The 21,709-nt window shown below is 58.5% G+C and carries 15 protein-coding genes and 1 pseudogene; 12 read left to right on the forward strand and 4 right to left on the reverse strand.

The window, feature by feature from the left end:
- Position 1: 1 nt before the first annotated feature.
- The 8 genes and pseudogenes from IPK32_13670 to IPK32_13705 all read left to right on the forward strand — a co-directional run bounded on the left by IPK32_13670 (position 2) and on the right by IPK32_13705 (position 12,634).
- The gene (locus IPK32_13670; GenBank protein MBK8092997.1) at positions 2 to 1,456 is read left to right on the forward strand and encodes a DUF1501 domain-containing protein; all 1,455 of its coding nucleotides are present in this window, start codon (positions 2 to 4) and stop codon (positions 1,454 to 1,456) included.
- Positions 1,457 to 1,524: 68 nt separating this feature from the next.
- The gene (locus tag IPK32_13675; protein ID MBK8092998.1) at positions 1,525 to 3,969 is read left to right on the forward strand and encodes a DUF1592 domain-containing protein; all 2,445 of its coding nucleotides are present in this window, start codon (positions 1,525 to 1,527) and stop codon (positions 3,967 to 3,969) included.
- A 135-nt stretch (positions 3,970 to 4,104) separates the two neighbouring features.
- Positions 4,105 to 4,929 (forward strand): GxxExxY protein, encoded by an 825-nt coding sequence (locus IPK32_13680; protein MBK8092999.1) that lies wholly within the window; start codon positions 4,105 to 4,107, stop codon positions 4,927 to 4,929.
- Between the two features lie 85 nt (positions 4,930 to 5,014).
- Complete coding sequence (locus IPK32_13685) at positions 5,015 to 6,391, forward strand: DUF1552 domain-containing protein (GenBank protein MBK8093000.1); 1,377 nt, start codon at positions 5,015 to 5,017, stop codon at positions 6,389 to 6,391.
- Positions 6,391 to 7,668 carry a hypothetical protein gene (locus IPK32_13690; GenBank protein ID MBK8093001.1) on the forward strand — a complete coding sequence of 426 codons (1,278 nt, stop codon included), beginning with the start codon at positions 6,391 to 6,393 and terminating at the stop codon, positions 7,666 to 7,668. Before IPK32_13685 ends, IPK32_13690 begins: the two co-directional genes overlap by 1 nt.
- A 145-nt stretch (positions 7,669 to 7,813) precedes the next feature.
- A pseudogene (locus IPK32_13695) lies at positions 7,814 to 8,998 on the forward strand (hypothetical protein).
- 11 nt (positions 8,999 to 9,009) lie between these two features.
- The gene (locus IPK32_13700) at positions 9,010 to 11,865 is read left to right on the forward strand and encodes a DUF1553 domain-containing protein (protein ID MBK8093002.1); all 2,856 of its coding nucleotides are present in this window, start codon (positions 9,010 to 9,012) and stop codon (positions 11,863 to 11,865) included.
- 13 nt (positions 11,866 to 11,878) lie between these two features.
- Positions 11,879 to 12,634 (forward strand): acetyl xylan esterase, encoded by a 756-nt coding sequence (locus tag IPK32_13705; GenBank protein ID MBK8093003.1) that lies wholly within the window; start codon positions 11,879 to 11,881, stop codon positions 12,632 to 12,634.
- Between the two features lie 2 nt (positions 12,635 to 12,636).
- On the opposite strand, the gene IPK32_13710 is transcribed toward IPK32_13705, so the two are convergent.
- Positions 12,637 to 12,990 carry a type II toxin-antitoxin system RelE/ParE family toxin gene (locus IPK32_13710; GenBank protein ID MBK8093004.1) on the reverse strand — a complete coding sequence of 118 codons (354 nt, stop codon included), beginning with the start codon at positions 12,988 to 12,990 and terminating at the stop codon, positions 12,637 to 12,639.
- Positions 12,987 to 13,292 carry a type II toxin-antitoxin system Phd/YefM family antitoxin gene (locus IPK32_13715; GenBank protein ID MBK8093005.1) on the reverse strand — a complete coding sequence of 102 codons (306 nt, stop codon included), beginning with the start codon at positions 13,290 to 13,292 and terminating at the stop codon, positions 12,987 to 12,989. Before IPK32_13715 ends, IPK32_13710 begins: the two co-directional genes overlap by 4 nt.
- Before the next feature lie 108 nt (positions 13,293 to 13,400).
- Between IPK32_13715 and IPK32_13720 the strand changes: the two genes are divergently transcribed.
- The 4 genes from IPK32_13720 to IPK32_13735 are packed head-to-tail and all read left to right on the forward strand — an operon-like array spanning position 13,401 to position 18,634.
- Entirely contained in the window at positions 13,401 to 14,855 is a 1,455-nt protein-coding gene (locus IPK32_13720) for a sulfatase (protein MBK8093006.1), read from the forward strand.
- A gap of 55 nt (positions 14,856 to 14,910) precedes the next feature.
- The gene (locus IPK32_13725; GenBank protein ID MBK8093007.1) at positions 14,911 to 16,323 is read left to right on the forward strand and encodes a DUF1501 domain-containing protein; all 1,413 of its coding nucleotides are present in this window, start codon (positions 14,911 to 14,913) and stop codon (positions 16,321 to 16,323) included.
- Positions 16,324 to 16,359: 36 nt separating this feature from the next.
- Positions 16,360 to 17,679, forward strand: a complete 1,320-nt coding sequence (locus tag IPK32_13730) for a hypothetical protein (protein MBK8093008.1) — start codon at positions 16,360 to 16,362, stop codon at positions 17,677 to 17,679.
- 58 nt (positions 17,680 to 17,737) lie between these two features.
- Positions 17,738 to 18,634, forward strand: coding sequence for a sugar phosphate isomerase/epimerase (locus IPK32_13735; GenBank protein ID MBK8093009.1), 897 nt, complete (start codon positions 17,738 to 17,740; stop codon positions 18,632 to 18,634).
- Positions 18,635 to 18,672: 38 nt separating this feature from the next.
- Here the strand turns inward: IPK32_13735 and IPK32_13740 are convergent, their stop codons facing one another.
- Both IPK32_13740 and IPK32_13745 read right to left on the reverse strand, forming a co-directional pair.
- Positions 18,673 to 20,124 (reverse strand): aminoacyl-histidine dipeptidase, encoded by a 1,452-nt coding sequence (locus IPK32_13740; GenBank protein ID MBK8093010.1) that lies wholly within the window; start codon positions 20,122 to 20,124, stop codon positions 18,673 to 18,675.
- Between the two features lie 103 nt (positions 20,125 to 20,227).
- Positions 20,228 to 21,658 carry a DUF1501 domain-containing protein gene (locus IPK32_13745; protein MBK8093011.1) on the reverse strand — a complete coding sequence of 477 codons (1,431 nt, stop codon included), beginning with the start codon at positions 21,656 to 21,658 and terminating at the stop codon, positions 20,228 to 20,230.
- Positions 21,659 to 21,709 lie beyond the last annotated feature (51 nt).

The following is a 21,709-nucleotide window of genomic DNA, read 5'->3' on the forward strand; positions in this document are numbered from 1 at the left end:
CATGAATTCCCTCCTCAACCGCCGCACCTTCCTCCAGCAGACCGTTCACGGTCTCAGCAGCATCGCGTTGCTCGATTTGCTCTCGCGAGATCAGCTATTGGCCGCATCAGGTCCTATCCGACCTATCATCGACGCTGCGCGACCCTTCGCCGCTCGAAAGCCCCACTTTGCGCCCAAAGCCAAACGCGTCGTCATGGTCTTTTGCAGCGGTGCATTGAGCCATGTCGATACCTTCGACTACAAACCCGCTCTCTTTAAATACCACGACCAGCCGATGCCCGGTGGCAACGTCGTCACCTTCCAGGGCGAGCAGGGAAACCTCATCAAGCCGCTGCGCGATTTCAAACCACGCGGCCAGTCCGGCAAAATGACCTCCGACTTGCTGCCCAAGCTCGGCGAGTGCGCGGATGACTTCTTTTTCTGCCACGGCATGACGTCGAAGACGAACACGCACGGTCCCGGCGAGACCTTCATGTCCACCGGCCAGACTTTGGAAGGCTTTCCCTCCGCTGGGGCCTGGGTGAACTACGCGCTTGGCACCGAAAACGAAAACCTGCCGTCCTACATCGCCATTCCCGATCCGCGTGGCAATCCGCAGGCGGCAGGCAACAACTGGGGCGCCGCCTTCCTCCCCGCCGCGTATCAAGGCACCGCCTTCAATGCCGAAAACCCCATCCGCTTCCTCGCACGCCCCAGTGGCATCTCCGCCAGCACCGACAAAGCTACCGCAGATTTCTTGAAGCGCCTCAATGAGCGACATCTCGAAAAATTCCCCGGCGACAGCGAGCTCGCTGCACGCATCGCCAGCTACGAGCTCGCTGCGAAGATGCAGATGACCGTTCCCTCACTCACCGATCTCAGCAGCGAGCCAGCCCACGTCTTGAAGATGTATGGCGCTGACGATCCCACGAATGCCGTGAAGGCCGGTTACGCTCGCAACTGCATCCTGGCGCGTCGCCTGTGCGAGCAGGGCGTGCGCTTCGTGCAGATCTTCAACGGCGCATACGCGATGGGCGAAGGCGTGGGCAACTGGGACGGCCACAAAACCATCGCCACGCAGTATCCCGGCCACGCCGAGATCCTCGACCAACCCACCGCCGCGCTCTTCATGGATCTGAAACAGCGCGGCCTGCTCGCGGACACGCTTTTCGTTTTTTGCACCGAATTTGGCCGCATGCCTACCTTTCAAAAGGGAGCCTCAGGCCGTGATCACAATCCCAGTGGCTTCACCTGCATCCTCGCGGGTGCTGGCGTCAAAACCGGCGCACAACACCACGGCGGGACTGATGAGTTCGGCTGGAAGGCCGCCGTCGATGTCACTAGCGTCTATGAATTCCACGCCACCATCCTGCACCTCCTCGGGCTTGATCACGAGCGGCTCAGCTACTACCACAACGGCCTCGAACGACGCCTCACCGACGTCCACGGTCATGTCATCCAAAGCGCCCTTGCTTAACTAAAGAACAATGATCCTCGGATGAACTATCCAGGCTCCTCCTCGCGTTTTCAGCACTGACAAAACCCATGTTATCTTTTCGCTCCGTTTTCCCAGCCTACATCCTTCTTGCCGTTGGCCTTGATCCCGCCGCTCCATCCCAGGCCGCAGAGCCTTATGAGGCTTTTCTGGAGACACACTGCATCCGCTGTCACGGACCAGAGAAAGAGAAGGGAGATCTCCGCATCGATCAGCTTTCGCGAGATTTCAAGCTCGGCGCGGACACGCATCATTGGGCGGAAGTGATCGAGCAGGTGAACTCGGGGGAAATGCCGCCGAAGAAGGAAAAGAAGCCGTCGCAGGCGGAGATCGCTGCTTTTGTGACGAGTCTCGATGCACGCATCAAAGAGGGCAAGGCGGCCCGGATGGCAGCGCGGCCGCCGGTGGCGCATTACCGGCTGAGCCGGCAGGAGTATCAAAACACCGTCTATGACCTGCTCGGTGTGCGCTACGATCCGGCGAAGCCAGGCGAGCTGAATGAGGACACACGCTGGCATGGCTTTGAGCGCATCGGGTCGGAGCTGTCGCTCTCGCCTTCGCATGTGGATCGCTATTATCGCGCGGCGGAACTGGTGCTGGACCGGGCGTTTCCGACAGCGACGAGCGAGGCACGTAAACTGCGCAAAACAGCGGCGGAGATTCATTACCGCGGAGGCAAGGAGCAGCAGGCCGTGCTGGATCGCTTTGGCATCAAGAGGTCGCTGCGCTGGCTGCTTTTCCCCGGCACTGTCCAAAACGCACTCTCGCCGAACTGGTTCGGGAAAACGGGGCCGGAGCACAGCGGTCTCTACAAGCTCCGCATCCAGGCCAGCGGCATTCGTCCCATCGACGGTCAGACTGCACACTTGAGCATCGGCAAAAGGACGGGCGAGGAAACGGTGGACGGTCTCATCGAGTTCGACATCACGGCACCGGAGGACAAACCGCAGGTTTATGAGTTCGAGGTGTTTCTCGAAATGCCTGCCACACTCGACTTCTGCGTCGTGGCGACGGAAGTGGTGGACCGCCGGCAGGGTGCGGCCTTCCGCGGTGCGCTGAGCGGCTCTGGTTACATGTTTACGCACAGCAGCGAGACCTCTCTGCTGAATCCGAACGCGCCGCAGATGTTCGATGACAAGGGGAACGGTCTTTTTTCCACGGTGATCCTCGATTGGGTCGAGTGGGAAGGGCCGCTGGTATCCGAGGCGGAAAAAGCGCGTCGCAAGGATGTGGTGCCGCCCGATGACGCGACGCCCGAGGTGGTCGCGACGCATTTGCAGCGCTTTGCGGAGCGTGCGTGGCGTCGTCCGGTGAAAAGCGAGGAGATCGAGCAGTATTTGAAGTCCTATCGCGAGGAACGCGACGCGGGCGAAAAGCTGGTGGATGCCTATCGAGTGGCCTTGCAGGGTGTGCTGACCTCGCGGCACTTCATTTACCTCGTCGAGGGCGATCCAGTGGCCCGCGAGCGTCTCACCGACCCGGAACTCGCCTCGCGGCTTTCGTATTTCCTGTGGAGCTCGATGCCCGACGATGCGCTCTTCACAGCGGCCAAAGCCGGCTCGCTCAAGGGCGATGGATTGAAGAAGGAAGTGGACCGCATGCTCGCGGATGGCAAAGCGAGCCGCTTTATCGACGATTTCTCGCGTCAGTGGCTGCAACTGCACCGTGTGGGGATGTTCCCACCGGATAAGAAGCTCTATCCGACCTACGACGCGTGGCTGGAGGACAGCATGCGTGCCGAGCCGGTGGAGTTCTTCCGCGAGATGTTCGCCAAAAACCTGCCCATTGATGGTTTCATCCATTCCGATTGGACCGTGGCCAATGCGCGGCTCTGCGAATTCTACGGACTGCCGGAATCCAAGACCGGCGCTTTTGAGCGTGTGTCGTTGAAGCCCGAGGACCGTCGCGGCGGCCTGCTGACGATGGGCGCGGTGCTCGGCCTCACCTCCGATGGCACGCGTCATCGTCCCGTGCATCGCGGCGTGTGGCTCAGCGAGGTCGTTCTCGGCAAAACACCTCCACCGCCTCCTGCCAACGTCCCTGCCATCGAGCCCCCAACGCCGCAGAGCCCCAAAGCGACACTCCGCCAAAAAATCGAAGCTCACCGCAACGACGCCAACTGCGCCGCCTGCCACGCAAAGCTCGATCCCCTCGGCCTCGCCTGGGACAACTACGACGCCATCGGCCAATGGCGCACGCATGAGAAGATCGCAGCCGGTGTCGGCAATGACCCCGTCATCAATGCCGCCGGTGAAATGCCCGATGGACGTCCCTTCAAGGATTCAACCGAGTTCAAGCAGCGGCTGCTCGAAGACCGCGACGAACTTGCCCGCGCCTTCATCGAACACCTCTGCACCTACGGCCTCCGCCGTGCGCTTTCCTTTGATGACCGAGACGACCTCAACGCCATCCAAGCTGAGGCAAAAAAGAGCAATTACAAAATTAAAGACATCGTCCGCGCTGTGGCGATGTCGGAACTGATGAGGAAGCGATGATGAATGAGATTTTCCAGCAGATTCAGGGAGGCCAACAGATTATTTCTGAAGGGCTCTCAGAGCCAAACAAAGAAATCTGTGAGCATCCCTGAATTTACTGGAAATCACTTCCGAAAAAACCGTCTTAATCCAACCGTGAAATCCAAATCCCAATCTGCTGATGACCCGATCACGCATGCCTTTATCGGTCATGCGATGAAGGTCCATTCATCGGTTGGGCCTGGGCTCGACGAGGAAATTTATCACCAGGAGCTTGTCGCGGCTCTCACAGCGGCTGGCATTTCACATCTTTCTAAGCCTAGGCGGGACTTGGTTTATCGCGGGATTGTTGCAGACTCCTTTGAACCTGATTTTGTCGTCGAAAATCACTTCATCCCCGAGCTAAAGTGTCTGCGTGGCTCATATGCCCCCGAGCATCTGGTTCAGGTATTCTGCTACTGCAAGTTTTGGCGACTTCGCACGAGTCTGCTGGTGGATTTTGGCAAGCAAAGTCTAGTCTGGGAACGTCTGCTCTATCGCTCTCGCTCGGCGAGGTTCCCAGATGCTAAGCCTCCAGAATTCGTCTCCAAACCAAATCTGGCCGAAACCATTCTCCAAGCCGTAGGCACATGCCTGAACGAAACTGGTCTAGGCTATCGACAGACGACTTGGAAGGGCCTTGTCAGCGCCGCGATTCAATCTGCGGGAATCAAAATCCACCTCGACCCGACCGTTACCGTCTTGGCTCACCCGCACATCACGATGCCCTGCCTCGTTATCGATGAAACTTGCGCGGTATTCGTTACCGCACTCACCGATGGGATCACAGCCACTGAGCGTTCCACTCTCCAAACCCATCTTCGTTGGCTCAATCTCGAATGGGGCATTGTCTTCCATTTCGGAAAAACCACCGCCGACTTCTCCTTCGTCCAACACCCCAAAAAGAAACATTCAACAGATTCGGGGAGGCAAACAGATTAGCTTTGAAGGGTTCCCTGAACCAAAAAAGAAATCTGCTGGCCTCCCTGAATCTGCTGGAAATCAAAATCAATAACCATCGCTTTCCATGAACATCCAAACCCAATCCTGGCTCCTCAATCGCCGCCACGCGCTCAAGGCGCTCGGCAGTTTCATCTCACTGCCCATGCTGGAGTGCATGGTGCCGCTGCGGGCGGCCGAAAAAGCCATCGCCACGAGTCCGAAGCGCAGTGCCTTCATCTACCTCGCGAATGGGGTGCACTCGCTGAACTACCAGATCACGACCGCGGGCCGGGATTACAAGTTTTCGCGCTCGTTGAAGCCGCTGGAGAAGCATCGCGAGGTCATCACGCCGATCAGCGGTCTGCATCACCCGGGCAGCCTCAGTCATCACCACAATTGCATCAACATCTTCCTCACCGGCGGCAAGCTGGGCCCCTCGGATCGTAACACGATCTCCGTGGACCAGAAGATGGCCGAAATCACGGCCCAGCAGACGCGAGTCGCCTCGATGGAGATCGCGCTCACGCAGAACTCGCTCGCCTGGACGGCGGATGGCGTGCAATTGCCTGCGCTGCGTCGTTGCAGCGAGATTTTTGCCTCGCTCTTCGAAGAACCCAAGGGCGGAAAAGAGGCTCAACGCCGTGCCTTGCGCCGCAAGGGCAGCGTGCTCGACGCCAACCTCGCCGAAGTGCGCCAACTCGAGCAAAAGATGGGCAAGGAAGACAAGGGCCGCATGGAGCAGTATCTCACCTCCGTCCGCGAGGCTGAGATCCGCACAACACGCGCCGATGCCTGGCTCGACACGCCGCTTCCGACCATTTCCGATGCCGATCGCAAGCGCACCAACCGTGACATCGCGCAAACGATGGCCGGCGATTACTTCCGCACCGTCTATGACCTCATGGTGCTCGCCTTCCAGACGGATGTGACCCGCGTGGCCACCTTCAGCCTCGGTGGCGAGGGCGATGCCTTCGCCATTCCTGAAATTGGCATCACCGAATCGCGCCATCAGCTCAGCCACCACGGCGGCGATCCGGGTTACATGGAAAAGCTCACGAACTACGACACCTTCGCCATCGAGCAGTTCGGCCACTTCCTCACCCGCCTCACGGAAACGAAGGACCTCAACGGCAAGCCGCTCATCGGCTCCACCATGGCCCTTTTCGGCAGCGGCATGTCGTATGGCCACAGCCACGGCAACGCCAACCTCCCGCTCGTGTTCGCCGGCGGCACGGACCTCGGCTTGAAGCACGGCAGCCATCTCGATTTCAACAAGGCCGCGAAAGACTTCGCAGGTTACGCCCTCGGCCCCGACGGCGCCCTCACCTCCGCCCACTACCAACTCTGCAGCCGCCCGGTGAACTCCGACGCCCACATGAGCAACCTCCTCCTCCTCATGGCCCAACGCATGGGCGTGGAGACGGATCAGTTCGGCGATAGCAACAAGGTAATCACTCTGTGATGTTCTGGGTTCCTCGTTCTTGGTTCTTGGTTTTGGTCGGCTCGCTCGTCGTCACCGCTCACGCTGCCAACGAAGCACCAAGAACAGAAGTATTTCGCCCCGAGGCCGGAAAGTTCCCGCCTTTGGAAAAAGCACACTCTTATCGCGGCGAGCTCGTCTTTGTGGATTACGCGAATCGTCGTGGCAGCATCCGCGTGACATCCCGGGGCATCTTTCGCTTCACCGCGCCGCATCCGTTTGCCCTGCTGCCGTATGCCATCGTGCGTTATCACGGTGCACCCGCCGATTTACGCGACATTCCACTGGGCACGATCCTGCATGTCCGTGCGTTTCTCCCACCGGATCCGAAAACATCCGCCGTGCCCGTCTTGCCCGTGAATAACCGGGAGAAGACAAAGGCCGGAGCGCTGGGCGTCGCGCCTGCTGAGAATCACGTCTTGCTGCTCGAAGACGAGCCCAGCCACTGCCAGCGCGAAGGATTCGTCTGGAAGCTCAAGGAACTGGAAATCAAAGATCGTGCCGGAACGATCCTCGCGAGTCGGGAAGGCAAACAAAACGCCCAAAAGACCCCCGACGATGAAACGCTGACCTTTGATGCCGCCACACGTGTCTGGCGCGGTCGCGAATGCCTGCGCATCGAGCACCTCATCGCCGAGGGTGCATGGCCCACCGAAGGCAAAAAGGCTCTCGGCGGTCTGCCGGTGCAGCTCAGCATCACCTGGAGGCCCACGCCCGGCGGCGTGTTCGCTCGCTTTCATGTTTCCGACATCTGGCTCGACGACGAAGCGATGCAAAACGCCACGCAGCGTCAGACCGAGCTGCACAAAACCTTCATCCGCAGCCGCTGGATGCCCGCGTGGGTCGATGCGGTCGAGTATGGCAAGTTCGGCCGCGCCACCGTGACGGCGACCTTGTTTGGCGGCATGGCCCCCGCGCTCTACGCTGATTTCAAAGCGGGCATCGCGGCATTGATGAACGGCGCCGAAAACACCTTGAAGCACACCGAAGGTGGCACCGCCGGCCCTACCCAGATGGCCGCACGCGGCAAACTCCTCGACGTCACGAAGTTGCCCGGCGAAGCCCCTGTGGGCAGCAGCGGCATCCAGATCCGATTTGAAACGGATCTCATCACCGAAGGCATGCGCCCCACGCGCATCGTCAAAGTCCGCCCTGCAAGCTGGCCGGATGTCCACCTGCCGCGCGAGGAGTATCTGGGCAACGGAGCCTCCAGCATCGACGAGCGCTTCCCCACCCCTGCCATCTTTCCGAATTACTGATCATCTCATGAAATCGTTCTTTGTTCTTCGTTCCTTGTTCATCGTTCCTAAATCTTTCGCCCTCGCGTGCTCATTCGTCATCCTCGCAAACGCCACGAGCGCGGAACCAAGCACCAAGAACAAAGAACCAGGAACCGGCGCAGCCGAACCCTTCCGCCCGGAAGCTGGCAAGTTCCCGCCTTTGGAAAAAGCGCATTCGTATCGTGGCGAACTCGTTTTCGTGGATCATGCGAACCGTCGCGGCAGCATCCGCGTGCAGGGATCGGGCATGTTTTTCCGCAATGACCCGCATCCCTTCGCCCTGCTGCCTTATGCCACCGTGCGTTATCACGGCGCACCGGCGGATTTGCGGGACATCCCGCTCGGCACCGTGCTGCACGTCCGCGCTTTTCTCCCACCGGACCCAAAAACCTCCGCAGTCCCGGTCCTGCCAGTGGATAACAAGAGCAAGGACGCGAACCACAATCGCGGCACCGGCATCGCACCCGCTGAGAACCATGTGATGCTGCTCGAAGACGAGCCCAGCCACTGCCAGCGCGAGGGACTCGTCTGGAAACTGAGGGAACTGGAAATCAAAAACCACGAAGGCATCCTCATCGCCACGCGCGAGCCAAAACAAGGCGGCGATGCCAAAGCGACCGAGGAAAAGATGACCTTCGACGCCGCCACACGCCTCTGGCGAGGTCGCGAACAGCTCAGCATCGAGGAACTCATCGCCGAAGGCGCATGGCCCGCTGAGGGAAAAAAATCGCTCGGCGGCCAGTCCGTTCTCCTCGGCATCACCTGGAAACCCACTGCCGATGGCATCTTCACCCGCTTTCACATTTCCGATATCTGGCTCGACGACACGTCCATGCAACGCGCCGCGAAGAACCAGACCGAAACGCACAAAGCCTTCATTCGCAGCCGCTGGATGGCCGCCTGGATCGATGGCGTCGAGTATGGCAAGTTCGGCCGTGCCACCATCACCGCGACCTTGTTTGGCGGCATGGACGACTCTCTCTACGCCGATTTCAAAAAGGACACTCCTGCCATGATGAATGCCGTCGAGAACACCTTGAAACACACCCACGGAGCCTACGGACCCGCACACATGGCCTCACGCGGAACCATCCTCGATGCCACCAAGGCTCCAGGAAGCGCTCCGCTCGGCAGTAGCGGCATCCAGATCAAGTTTGAGACCGACCTCATCATCGAAGGCATCCGCCCTGGCCGCGTCGTCCGCGTCCGCACCACGAACTGGCCCCAAGTCCAGGTCCCGCGCGAAGAATACCTCCAAGGCGACCTCGAAGAGCGCTTCCCGAGCCCTGACATCTTCCCGAAATACTGATGCCTCTCGCCATGCGCATCGTCCTCTTTGCTCTCACGCTCCCTTCGGCCCTTTTCGCCGTCGATTTCGACCGCGAGATCCGTCCACTTTTGCAAAAACACTGCATCGAGTGCCACGGTGAGGAGAAGCAGAAAGGTGAGCTCCGTCTCGATGCCAAAGTGCATGCCTTCAAAGGCGGCCATGACGGCCCCGCCATCCTCGCAGGCAAGGCGGAGGCCTCGCCGCTCTTCAAGCGCATCACCAGCACGGACGAAGACGAAAAGATGCCGCCGAAAGGCGATGGCCTGAAAGCCGAAGAGATCGCTCTGTTAAAGAGTTGGATCAACTCCGGCGCCAAGTGGCCCGAAAACGCCACCGACAAGGCCGCGCTCACCGACAAGCGTCTCCAGCACTGGTCCGTGCAGCCCCTCAAAGTGGCTTCGGCTTTAGCCGAATCTCTCGGGCTAAAGCCCGATCTACTTTCCATCGACGCCTTCATCGCAGCGAAACTCCGCGAACACAACCTCACGCCCTCTCCTGAAGCCGACGCCCGCACCTTGAAGCGCCGCCTTCACTTTGATCTCCTGGGCCTCCCACCTGATGTATCCGGTCAGCCCGATCAGTCTTACGAAGACCTTGTCGATGCGCTTTTAGCCTCCCCACACTTCGGCGAGCGTCAGGCCCGCCATTGGCTGGACATCGTACACTATGCCGACACCCACGGCTTTGAGCGTGACCAGCTCAGGCCCAATGCCTGGCGCTACCGCGACTACGTCATCGACTCCTTCAATGCAGACAAACCCTACGATCAGTTCATCAAAGAGCAGATCGCCGGGGATCGGATGCCAAAACCTAGCATCGCAGCACTCGGATTCCTCTCCGCTGGCCCTTGGGACTTCGTCGGGCAGCAGGAAACGAAATCGGACATGCTGCGTCATGCCGCCCGTGCCCTCGATCTCGACGACATGGTCACACAGACGCTCACCGCCACCATGGGCATCACCATCAACTGCGCCCGCTGCCACGATCACAAGCTCGATCCCATCACCCAGGAGGAGTATTACCGCCTGTGGGCCGTTTTTGCCGGTGTGAAGCGCGGCGACCGCGAAATCGATCCCGCCGAGTCGCAACGCATCGCCACCGAAAAAGCTCGTCTCAGCAAAGAACTGGCCGAAACACGCACGCAGATCGCCAAGCTCGCTGGTGAGGGCCTCCACCTCGCCAAACTCATCCCCGAAGCCTCTGGCATCGATTTGCGTAACGGCTCGATCACCCAGCAAAAGCTCGGCTACCACCGCGACATCCAGACCAATCGCCTTCAAAAGTCCCCAGCCGTCCCATCGGTCCTTTGGGTCTTTGTCCCCAACGGCCCGAAAGTCCCCATCGCCTACAAACAAGAAGTCACCGGCATTCCCGCCACTAGCGGCCATTTTTGGGACACCATCGCCAATCGTCCTCTCAGTGCCCAACGCACCACCCAGATCGGCAGCACTGATTACGCGGCAAAAGGGCACAGCATGCTCGCCATGCACGCGAACAGCGGCATCACCTTCGACCTCGCGAAACTGCGGGAGCAAAGCGGCCTGAAAGCCATGCGATTCACCGGCATCGTCGGTTTCGGAGCCTCCAAGGATGCGGCAGCCTCAAAAGCCGACTTCACGGTCTTTGTCGATACCGAGCTGAAGTTCCAAAAACTCAAACTCCGCAAAGACGAAACCGCCGCGCTCGATCTTGAACTCCCCGCAAAGGCCAAAACACTCACCCTGATCGCCACGGATGGTGGTGACGGCATCGGCAATGATCTCCTTTTCATCGGCGATCCCAAGCTCGTGAGCGAAATCGTCGAAACACGCCTCACCGAGGCTGATGCGGCTCATTTGAAAAAACTCCGCTCCACCGCCGCAAAGCTCGAAACCGATCTCAAAGCCCTCTCTGAGCCCGACAAGGTCTATGCCATCGTTTCAGATGAAAAACCGGCTGTCATCCATGTGCAGCGTCGTGGCAATCCCGAGGACGAGGCTCAGGAGGTCACTCCCGGCGCTTTTTCATGGGTGAAGCATGCTTCAGCCGCCTTTGGCGATCAAAATACACCCGAAGCCCAGCGCCGACTCGCTTTAGCGAACTGGATCACGCATCCCGACAATCCACTCACCGCCCGCGTCATCGTCAATCGCCTCTGGCATCATCACTTCGGTCAGGGGCTCGTAAACACGCCGAGCGACTTCGGCATCGGCGGCAATCCACCGAGCCACCCCGAGCTGCTCGACTTCCTCGCCCGCGAGCTCATCACTCACGCCTGGAGCTTGAAGCACATCCATAAGCTCATCCTGATGAGCCGCACTTACCGGCAAAGATCGGTCGGATCAGTCCAATCCGACGGATCAAACAGGCTGCTGTGGAAGCAAAACCCGCGTCGTCTCGATGCCGAAACACTACGTGACACCGTGCTCGCCGTCTCCGGCAAGCTGAACCTCGCTCGTGATGGCCCCGGCTACCGCGACTTCAACTACACCGAAGCCTACGCCCCCATCTACGACTACATCACGCCCGACAAACCCGAGCTTTGGCGTCGCAGCATCTACCGCTTCGTCGTGCGCACCACGCCGCATCAGTTCATGACCACGCTCGACTGCCCAGATCCCGCGAACTTCACCCCAGCGAGAGCGCAGACGACGACCGCCCTGCAAGCGCTGACTCTCTCCAACAACGAGTTCATGCTCCAGCAAGCCCGCTACCTCGCTGAACGAGCCAACACACCCGAACGAGCCTTCCAGCTTTGCTTTCAGCGCGGCGCAACACCCGCCGAACTCGCCGCAGCGAAGTCCATCGACCTCTTCTCCCTCTGCCGCATGCTCCTGAATGCGAACGAGTTCATCTATGTCGATTAACACACTCATGCTCATGAAGCACCTGGCCATCCTCCTCTTCGCTCTTAGCCCTTTGCTCTCCGCTTCCGCAGCGGACAAGCCTGCGCATCTCTTTATCCTCACCGGGCAGTCAAATATGGCGGGCATGGACCCAAAACTCGGTTTTGAGCCGGAGGCAAAGATCGCTTTTCCCGATGCGGACGTCGCCTACATCAAGGTGGCTGTCGGCGGCATGCCCATTCGTTACTGGGTGGATGAATGGAACGACATCGCCACGAAGCACGGTGTCGATGTGACGAAGGCACGCGAGAAGGACAAGAGCAAGGGCACCATCTTCTATCCGCGCATCCTGGAGCAGTTCGCCACAATGCTGAAAGCGCACCCGAACGCCAAGTCCGTCACCTTCTGCTGGATGCAGGGTGAGAATGACTCGAAAACTGGCCTGCAAGCGCCCTACGCCGATGCCTTGAAGCAACTCATCGCCAACCTGCGCCGCGATTTGAAGCAACCGAACCTCAACGTCGTCATCGGGCGCATCAGCGACCACGACCGCATCAACCCACCCGCCTGGAAAGTCGTCCGCGATAGTCAGGTCGAGGTCGCGAAGGCCGATCCACACGGTGCCTGGGTCGATTGCGATGATCTCAACGACAAGGAGATCAAAGGCGCGATGACCAACGACCTCCACTACACCAAACCCGGCTACGAACTCCTCGGTCGCCGCTTCGTGCGCCAAGCCAAGGCGCTGATCGAAGGAAAAAAGCCTGCGGAGAATGGGCGGCCGGAGTGAGGTCAGTCGTCTGAATCCGCTTCGAAGAGCCAGCGCCGTCTTTCGTGGCGGATTTGAATAACCGTCACCAATTTCTGAGACTCGTCCACGCTGTAGATCACCCTCCATCCCACACCGGATTTCCAGGGTCGAAATGGCATCTGCCGAAGTTCGAAGCCAAGCTGCCATCGACCATTCTCTGGCGCAAACGCATGCCTGGCAGGTTTGTCACCCAAGACCGCCAGCGCCTCATGCAACTTTTGGAGCCACTTCTCAGCAAGCGCCTCGCCGCCGTGTGTCTCGTCGGACTTGAACCAGTCAATCTGCTCCTCGATGCACGTCCTGCCTTCGCGAGACAGGACCACGCGATGTTTCATCGGGCAGATGATCGGATTGTCAGTCGCTTGCGAAGCTGCTGAAAAGCTTCGTCGAGCGGCACACCTCGTTCGCCTTGAGCGTAAGCCTCGACCGCAGCCTGCAGTCTCAGGTCCATCTGCCGCTCGTGCGCATCATCGGCGAGCTTCTGATAGGCATCCACGGATAGGACAACCGCCGTCGCCTTGCCGTTGTGGGTCAGCACTCGCGGGCGGCGGGTCTTTTTGAGCTCGTCGGTGTGCTTGCGGGTCTGCCGGGCAAAGTCGGTGAGGCTGACGATGTCTTTCGCAAGGATCATGTTCATAGGCTGAGGTTAGCACAGAATTCTGTGCGATGGCAAGCAATGGCTCATTTCATCTTCCGGCAAAAATCCCGCGAGTTCGCCGCCAGCGCTGCGTTACCACGAGCCACCATGAAATCGCTCCTCGCCGCTAGTTTTGCCCTCGTTGCTGCCACAGCCCTCGCTGCGCCGCCGAAGTTCAATGTGCTGCACATTGTCTCCGATGATTTGAACACGTCCCTCGGCTGTTACGGGCATGCGCAGGTGAAATCACCGCACATCGACAAGCTCGCGGCGAATGGCGTGCGCTTTGAAAAGGCCTACTGCCAGTATCCGCTGTGCAATCCGAGCCGCGCTTCCTTCATGACCGGGATGCGCCCAGGCAGCACAAAGGTGTATGAAAACAGCACACACTTTCGCAAAGCGCTGCCGGATGTGCTGAGCATCCCGCAGACGTTTTCGAAGGCGGGTGCGTTCTCGGCGCGTGTCGGCAAGCTGTATCACTACGGCGTGCCGACGCAGATCGGCACCAGCGGTCTCGATGACGAGCCATCGTGGCAGCAGGTCGTGAATCCGATCGGTCATGACAAGAAAGTGGAAGATCAGATCCACACACTCACACCGGGTCAGTTCGGCGGCACGCTGAGCTGGTTCAACGATCCCTCCGAGGAACCGCAAACCGACGCCATCGGCGCGGCGGAGGCCATCAAGCTGCTCGAAGCAAAGAAAGACGGCCCGTTTTACCTCGCCGTGGGATTTTATCGCCCGCACACGCCGTATGTCGCCCCGGCGAAGTATTTCGAGAGCTATCCCATCGACAAAATCAAACTGGCCACCGGACCGATGAAGGATGCGCCAGGCATGCCAGCGGCGGCGTATGCCAGCTATAAAAAGGAGCAGGACCAGCTCACCGACCCGATGCGAAAGGAGATCCTCCAGGCCTACTTTGCCTCCACCACCTTCATGGATGATCAGGTCGGCCAAGTCGTGGCCGCTGTCGAGCGTCTGGGACTGCGTGAAAAGACAGTGATCGTGTTTCACAGCGACCACGGCTACCACCTCGGCGATCATGGCCTGTGGCAAAAGCAGAGCCTGTGGGAGAACTCCACGCATGTCCCGCTCATCATCAGTGTGCCAGGAAATGTAAACAACGGCAAAAGCTGCCCGCGTCCCGTCGAGCTCATCGACCTTCACGCCACGCTCGCAGAAGTGTGCGGCCTACCTGCACCGCAGAGTGATGGCAAGAGTCTAAAGCCCCTGCTCGATGATCCGCAGGCTGCGTGGGACAAGCCCGCCTATACACAAACACTGCGTGGAGCACCTGTAGGCAGCAACGCACCGAGCTTTGACCCCAAAAACCTCAAAAAAGGGAAAAAAGGAAAGGGTAAAGGCAAGACTGGCGGCTTCCTCGGTGTGAGTGTTCGGACGGAGCAATTCCGCTACACCGAATGGGACGAAGGCCGCCAGGGTGCGACGCTGTTTGATCTGCAAAACGATCCTCAAGAAACCAAAGACCTCTCCAAAGACCCGGTGCATGCCGAAAACGTGGCCAAGATGAAAGCGATGCTCTCCGGGCTGAAGAAGTAATCCTGCTGCAAAAGTCGTGAGTAAGGCCGTTATAGGATTGGTCTGACCAATTGATATGACATCCTCCCGCCGCAATTTTCTTCACAGCTTCAGCGGGGCCGCTTTGGCCGCCCTGCTGCACCGCGATGCCAGTGCAGCAGTGGCGAATCCGCTCTCACCAAAGGGCGGACATCATGCGGCAAAAGCGAGGGCGGTGATCCAGATCTTCTGCCCTGGCGGCCTCTCGCATGTCGATACCTGGGACTACAAACCGGAGCTGGAGAAGAGACAGGGCAAACCCTTTGATCCCGATGGCAAACTGACGTTTTTTGCCTCAAAGCCCGGCAACTGCCAGGCTAGCTGGTGGAAGTTCCGCCAGCATGGACAGTGCGGGCGCTGGATGAGCGATCTGTTCCCGAAACTCGCCACAAAGGTCGATGACATGGCCTTCATTCACTCGATGCAGAGCAAAACGGCTCTGCATGGTCCCGCGATGTTCATGGCGAATAGCGGCTACATTTTGCCAGGCTTTCCGACGATGGGCGCGTGGGTCACCTTTGGTCTAGGCAGCCTCAGCGATGACCTGCCGGCCTTTGTCGTGCTGCCTGATCCACGCGGCTTGCCACCCGGCGGGGTTTTGAACTGGGGCGCAGGCTTTTTGCCCGCGATTCACCAAGGCACGGTCCTCACCACAGATGCTGAGAAACCACCCATCGCAGACCTTTTCCCGCCAAAGGGCTACCTCGAAGGCTCTGAGCAAAAAAGCCGCGAATTCCTCCAGATGCTGAATCGCACGCACGCTGCCGAAAGACGTGAAAACAGCGAGTTGGAGGCCCGAATCGCCGCGTATGAGCTCGCGGCTCGTTTGCAGCTCAGCGCACCAGATGCCACCGATGTGCGCGGTGAGTCCGAGGCGACGAAAAAGCTCTACCAGCTCGATCACGAGGACATCGGGCCTTTTGGACGACAGTGCTTGCTCGCACGGCGGCTCGTCGAGCGCGGCACACGGTTCGTGCAGATCTTTTGCGGCGCAGAAAACACCACCGCGAAGAAAATCCGACCGAACTGGGATAGCCACGAGGACCTGGTGCGTGACCACGGTTACTGGGGCAGCATTCTCGATGGTGGAGCGGCGGCATTGCTCACCGATCTGAAATCACGCGGGCTGCTGGAGAGCACGCTCGTCATCTGCACCACGGAGTTTGGTCGCCAGCCCGCCGCGCAAGGTGCGGGCAAAGGGCGGGACCACAATCCAGGAGCCTTCACCGCCTGGATGGCCGGTGGAGGCATCCGCGGAGGCACGGCCTACGGCTCCACGGATGAGCTTGGCTTCAAAGCCGCCGAAAATCCTGCTTACTGCTACGATCTCCACGCTACCGCGCTGCATCTACTCGGACTCGATCACGAAAAGCTCAGCTATTATCACAATGGCATCCAGCGCAGGCTCACAGATGTGCATGGGCATTTGATCCATGAGATCATCGCCTGATGCAAAGATCATGGAGTCCCAGCGTAGTTCTACTCCATGAAACTCAATTACCTGGCAGCACTCGTTCTGGCACTCCCCTTCAGTCTCCGAGCCGTAGAGCCACCAAACTGCCAATGGGTCTTCAGTGGAGGAGGTAGTTCCAGTGACAAGACGCGTGCCGTGACGACCGATGGCGCTGGGAATGTTTTTCTGGCCTCGGAGTGCATTGGCGATGCCTCTTTTGGCGATCAGATTCATCGCACCGCAGGAGGCATGGATATGTGTCTGGTGAAACTCGATCCAGCAGGTAAGGCTCTATGGGTGAGTGCTATCGGCGGCAGCAAAACGGACCGCGCCTATGGTGTGATCACGGACTCGGCTGGGAACGCCTATGTGACAGGACACTTTGAAAGCACAGACGCGATCGTGAACGGTGCAAAGCTGCCGAATGCAGGGAGCTATGATGTCTTTACCGCGAAGTTCGCAGCAGATGGCAAGGTCCTGTGGGTGCGGGTGAAGGGTGGCGATGGCTATGATTACGGCCATGGCATCGCCATTGACTCAAAGGGGCATGTCGTCATCACAGGTGCCATCGGGCGGCAGATTTTTTGCACGAAGTATGACGCAAATGGCCGCGAGATCTGGCATCGCACGACTTCTGGAGGCGCTGGAGGCAGCGGTCATGGCATCGACGTGGATGGCAGCGACCACATCTACATCGGTGGCAACTCCACTGGCGCAGGAAGTTTCGGCAAAGTGGCCATCGAATCCAAAACAACTGCCGCTCTTGTCCTGAAGCTCACGCCAGAAGGCGAGGGCATGTGGGCGAACGTGATCCCTGGCACACCGAGTGCTCTGTATCATGAGATCGCGTGCGACTCAGAGGGCCGTGTGTGGGGCGTAGGCATGTTCAAGGGCAGCGTCACGGTGGCTGGACAGACTTTTCAAAGCAGCGGCGAAAAAGACAGCGATGGCATCCTCGTGCATTTCGATACCAGAGGTCAGGTACAGTGGGCGCAGCATCTGCATGGACCGGGCACCGACTACTGCCTGGGTGTGACCACGGATGATCACGGCACAGCCTTTGTATGCGGTGATTTCAATCAAGATACTTCCCTCGCGGGTCATGCACTCATCACTCGCGGCAGCGGTGACATCTTTCTCGCTGCATTCGATGCAAAGGGCTCACTCACATGGGTGCAGCAAGCGGGCGGCAAGCTCAATGACAACGCCTACCCCATCACCTTCCGAGCACCCGATGAAATCATCATCGCCGGTGCTTGCGCTGCACCCGTCACCTTTGGTTCGCAAACAGTAAAGAATGCTGACAAAAGCGACCTCTATGCTGCAAAGTGGAAGCTCCCCGCCGCGAAGTGAGAAAAGATACCCGAGTAACAATGCGTAAACACATCATCACCGACACACTCCTATTCCCATGACTAACCGCCGCCACTTTCTCCATTCCGCCGTTTGCACGGCATTCTCCAGCTTTGCCCTGACCAGCCATGCACAAACGGCCGCTAAGCCACGCCTGCTCAAAAAAGCCATCATGCTTGGCACGCTCGGCGTGAAAGGGACGCTGCTGGAGCGCCTCCAAGCCGCCAAAGATGCCGGATACGAAGGCGTCGAGGCCCAGGGCGGAATGAATCAGCAAGAAGTGCTGGACGCACTCGGCAAAACCGGCCTCAAAGCCGCGAGTGTGTGCTGCCACACACATTGGAAGCAGACCCTGACGCATCCCGATGAAAAAGTGCGTGAAGAGGGCCTACAAGGCGTCCTTCAAACGCTACGTGATGCGAAAGCCTACGGCACGGACTCCATCCTCGTCGTTCCAGGCGTCTGCAACGAAGAGGTGCCCTACGAAGTGGCCTGGGAGCGCTCCATCACGCAGATCAAAAAAGCTGTGCCTCTCGCCAAAGAACTTGGCGTGGCAATCTCCATCGAAAATGTTTGGAACAACTTCATCCTTTCCCCTCTGGAGGCAGTGCGTTTTCTGGATGAGATCGGCGAGCCCTCAAAGGTCGTCGGCTGGCACTTTGACATTGGAAACGTAGGCCGCTACGGCTGGGCGGAACAATGGGTAAAAGTGCTCGGCAAACGCATCAACCGTATCCATGTGAAGGAATACGATACGAAAAAGATGAAGGAAGAGGGCACCTACAAGGGCTTCGACGTGGACCTTACTGAAGGCACCAACAATTGGCCAGCCATCATGAAAGCACTCGACGACATCGGCTACACAGGCTGGGCGATCAGTGAACAGCGCGGCGGCATCAATCCGAACGGACTCTTAAAGCTCACCACGGCGATGGACAAAATTTTCGCGATGTAAGGATACCCGGAGTGCATCCCCTCCCTGGAGAAGGCAGCTTATAGAGCCGCCAGGGAGGCTGTAAGCAGCTTCCAAAATTTCTGCACCGATCGTATGCTGCAACATTCCTTCTCGGAGTGGGCTTCATGGATATTGGGACCAAAGGAGATCATATCCATACCAGGATAAGCCATCGCGATGACACCGCATTCGAGCCCCGCATGACAGGCGCTCACCTTGACAGCCTGACCGAACAAATCGCGGTAAATGCCACGCATTTTCTCCAAAATAGGGGATTCTGCGCTCGGACTCCAGCCTGGGTAACCTGCATCGTTTCTGACGGCAGCTCCGATCAATTCAAAAGGCGCTGAAAATGCCCGCGAGACATCCAGCTTGCTCGAATCAACGGAACTACGCTGAAGACCGCTCCATTCCGCATGTCCATCCGCTAAAGCCACCAGCGATAGATTGGAGGATGCCTCGACCAAGCCCGAAACCACTGGGCTCATGCGATAAACACCATTCACGACTGCTTGAAGTGATAGAACGAACTTTCTCTGCTCCAAGCTGGCCATAGCAGAGATCGATTCAGAAGCCGAATCACGGTTTAAAGCTGTAATGCTCAGGTGTGGCTCGATATGGCGAAACTCCTCATAGATACCCGCTACTTCGATTTGGAAGACCTCCTCGAACCGACCTGGATCAAGCAGCACTAGATGCGCACTGCATTGTGCCGGGATCGCATTTCGAGCGCTGCCTCCACGCATGGAGACCAATGCGACGACTTTTTCTCCGCAGGCAGCAAGGATGCGAGCCATGAGCTTGATCGCATTCCCTCGGCCCTCATGGATTTGCAGCCCCGAGTGCCCACCACGTAAGCCACTGATCTGGACGACTACATGTGGCTTCTTCTGATCATAGGAGGTCTCGGTATAGTCTAGGCTCACCAGCGTATCGACACCACCAGCACAGCCGATCGTGAAGGTGTCATCCTCTTCAGAGTCCAGGTTGAGTAATGTCTTCCCAGAAAGCAATCCAGGCTGTAGGCCAAGTGCTCCTCCCATTCCCTGCTCCTCATCCAACGTGAAAAGAGCCTCAATCGGAGGATGACTAAGATCTTTAGAGGCTAGGGTGGCTAAGATCGCAGCCACACCGATTCCATTATCAGCCCCCAGCGTAGTCCCACGAGCACGCACCCAATCCCCATCCACCCACATTTGAATTCCTTGGGCTTCAAAATCGAAGTGCAATCCATCCGCAGCCTTGTGAACCATATCGAGATGCGCTTGCAAAATAACCGCTGGCCTGCCCAGTCGATCAGGTGTCGCTGGTTTCCGAATGATCACATTGCCCGCTGCATCGACGAAGGATTCTAGGCCGTGATGCTCCGCAAATGCCCGTACAAAGGCCACTACTCGCTCCTCACGCTTCGAGGGACGCGGGATGGCATTGAGATCCGCAAAGCAGTTCCAGAGAGCGAGGGGTTCAAGGGTGCGAACAGAATCAGACATGGTGAACCCGCCATAGCGTCGGGATCATGATCAGCAAGCATATCAATGAACATTGAGTGACAGGGACGATGTCCTGCCCTCAAATTTCAATGTTCCATGCTTCTCATGCGATGAGCGCTTTCACCACGTTGCCGGCGATGCCGGTGAGGCGCATGTCGAGGCCTTGGTATTTGAAATTAAGGCGCTCGTGATTGATGCCGAGGAGGTGCATGAGGGTGGCATTGAGATCATGGACGTGCACGCCGTCGCGGACGATGTTGTAGCTGTAGTCGTCAGTTTCGCCGTGGATGTAGCCTTTTTTGACTCCAGCTCCAGCGAGGAAGAGGCTGTAGCAGCGCGGATGGTGATCGCGGCCGTAGTTGGTCTCGGTGAGGGTGCCTTGGGAGTAGATGGTGCGGCCAAATTCGCCGCCCCAGACGATGAGGGTGTCATCGAGCAGGCCACGCTGCTTGAGATCTTTGATGAGTGCGGCGGTGGCTTGATCGGTATCGCGACATTGGCCACGGATGGCGTTTGGGAGACCGCCATGATGATCCCAGCCCATGTGAAAGAGCTGGATGCAGCGCACATCGCGCTCAGCGAGTCGGCGGGCGAGCAAGCAATTCGCGGCGTAGGTGCCTGGCTTGGTAACGTCTGGGCCATACATGTCGAGAATGTGCTGCGGCTCGTTTTTGGTATCGACGAGGTCAGGCACGCTGGTCTGCATGCGGAAGGCCATTTCGTATTGCGCGATGCGAGTGACCGTTTCGGGGTCGCCAAAGGCTTGATGCTCTTTTTCGTTCAATGCGGCGAGTTCATCGAGCATCTGGCGGCGCATGGGGCGATCGACCCCGGCAGGATTGGAGAGATAGAGCACGGGATCGCCGGAATTGCGGAAGCGCACGCCCTGATGCTGGGTGGGGAGGAAACCACTGCCCCAGAGGCGGTCATAAAGCGGCTGGTCATCGCGGCGGCCCGTGCCAAATGAAGTCATGACCACATAGGCTGGTAGATCGCGATTCAGGCTACCGAGGCCGTAACTGAGCCAGGAACCGATGCTGGGCCTACCAGCGAGCTGCGAGCCGGTTTGGCAAAAAGTGATGGCAGGATCATGATTGATGGCCTCGGTGAACATGGAGCGGACGAGGCAAATCTCGTCCGAGATGCTGCTGATGTTTGGGATGAGCTCACTGAGCTCCATGCCGCTCTTGCCATGCTTGGCGAACTTGAACATCGAAGGTGCCACCGGAAACGATTTTTGCCCCGAAGTCATGGTCGTGAGCCTCTGGCCTTGGCGAATCGACTCTGGCAGGTTTTCGCCGCGATGTTTGGCCATTCCCGGCTTCGGATCAAACAGGTCCATCTGCGATGGAGCGCCGCTTTGGAACAAATAAATGATGCGCTTGGCTTTTGGTGCGTAGTTGGGAAATGAAGTAGCGCCATGGAGATGCGCGAGCGCGATGGAGCCGACTGCCGCAGCGGAGTTGCGGAGGAAGACGCGGCGGTTGAGGGCGTCCTGAATCTTGAATAATGAATGAGGGGAGCGTGAGGACATGGCGTCGTCTTCTGGGGTATTAAAAATCAATGTTCAGTTTTCAAAGGGCCT

This window comes from Verrucomicrobiaceae bacterium (assembly GCA_016713035.1).
In the GTDB taxonomy this organism is placed as follows: Bacteria; Verrucomicrobiota; Verrucomicrobiia; order Verrucomicrobiales; family Verrucomicrobiaceae; genus Prosthecobacter.

Coding starts and splice junctions, on each gene's coding strand:
- IPK32_13675 (MBK8092998.1), top strand. CDS start 1,525: ATGTTATCTTTTCGCTCCGTTTTCCCAGCCTACATCCTTCTTGCCGTT.
- IPK32_13705 (MBK8093003.1), top strand. CDS start 11,879: ATGAAGCACCTGGCCATCCTCCTCTTCGCTCTTAGCCCTTTGCTCTCC.
- IPK32_13735 (MBK8093009.1), top strand. CDS start 17,738: ATGACTAACCGCCGCCACTTTCTCCATTCCGCCGTTTGCACGGCATTC.
- IPK32_13730 (MBK8093008.1), top strand. CDS start 16,360: ATGAAACTCAATTACCTGGCAGCACTCGTTCTGGCACTCCCCTTCAGT.
- IPK32_13745 (MBK8093011.1), bottom strand. CDS start 21,658: ATGTCCTCACGCTCCCCTCATTCATTATTCAAGATTCAGGACGCCCTC.
- IPK32_13740 (MBK8093010.1), bottom strand. CDS start 20,124: ATGTCTGATTCTGTTCGCACCCTTGAACCCCTCGCTCTCTGGAACTGC.
- IPK32_13710 (MBK8093004.1), bottom strand. CDS start 12,990: ATGAAACATCGCGTGGTCCTGTCTCGCGAAGGCAGGACGTGCATCGAG.
- IPK32_13700 (MBK8093002.1), top strand. CDS start 9,010: ATGCGCATCGTCCTCTTTGCTCTCACGCTCCCTTCGGCCCTTTTCGCC.
- IPK32_13690 (MBK8093001.1), top strand. CDS start 6,391: ATGTTCTGGGTTCCTCGTTCTTGGTTCTTGGTTTTGGTCGGCTCGCTC.
- IPK32_13670 (MBK8092997.1), top strand. CDS start 2: ATGAATTCCCTCCTCAACCGCCGCACCTTCCTCCAGCAGACCGTTCAC.
- IPK32_13725 (MBK8093007.1), top strand. CDS start 14,911: ATGACATCCTCCCGCCGCAATTTTCTTCACAGCTTCAGCGGGGCCGCT.
- IPK32_13685 (MBK8093000.1), top strand. CDS start 5,015: ATGAACATCCAAACCCAATCCTGGCTCCTCAATCGCCGCCACGCGCTC.
- IPK32_13720 (MBK8093006.1), top strand. CDS start 13,401: ATGAAATCGCTCCTCGCCGCTAGTTTTGCCCTCGTTGCTGCCACAGCC.
- IPK32_13715 (MBK8093005.1), bottom strand. CDS start 13,292: ATGAACATGATCCTTGCGAAAGACATCGTCAGCCTCACCGACTTTGCC.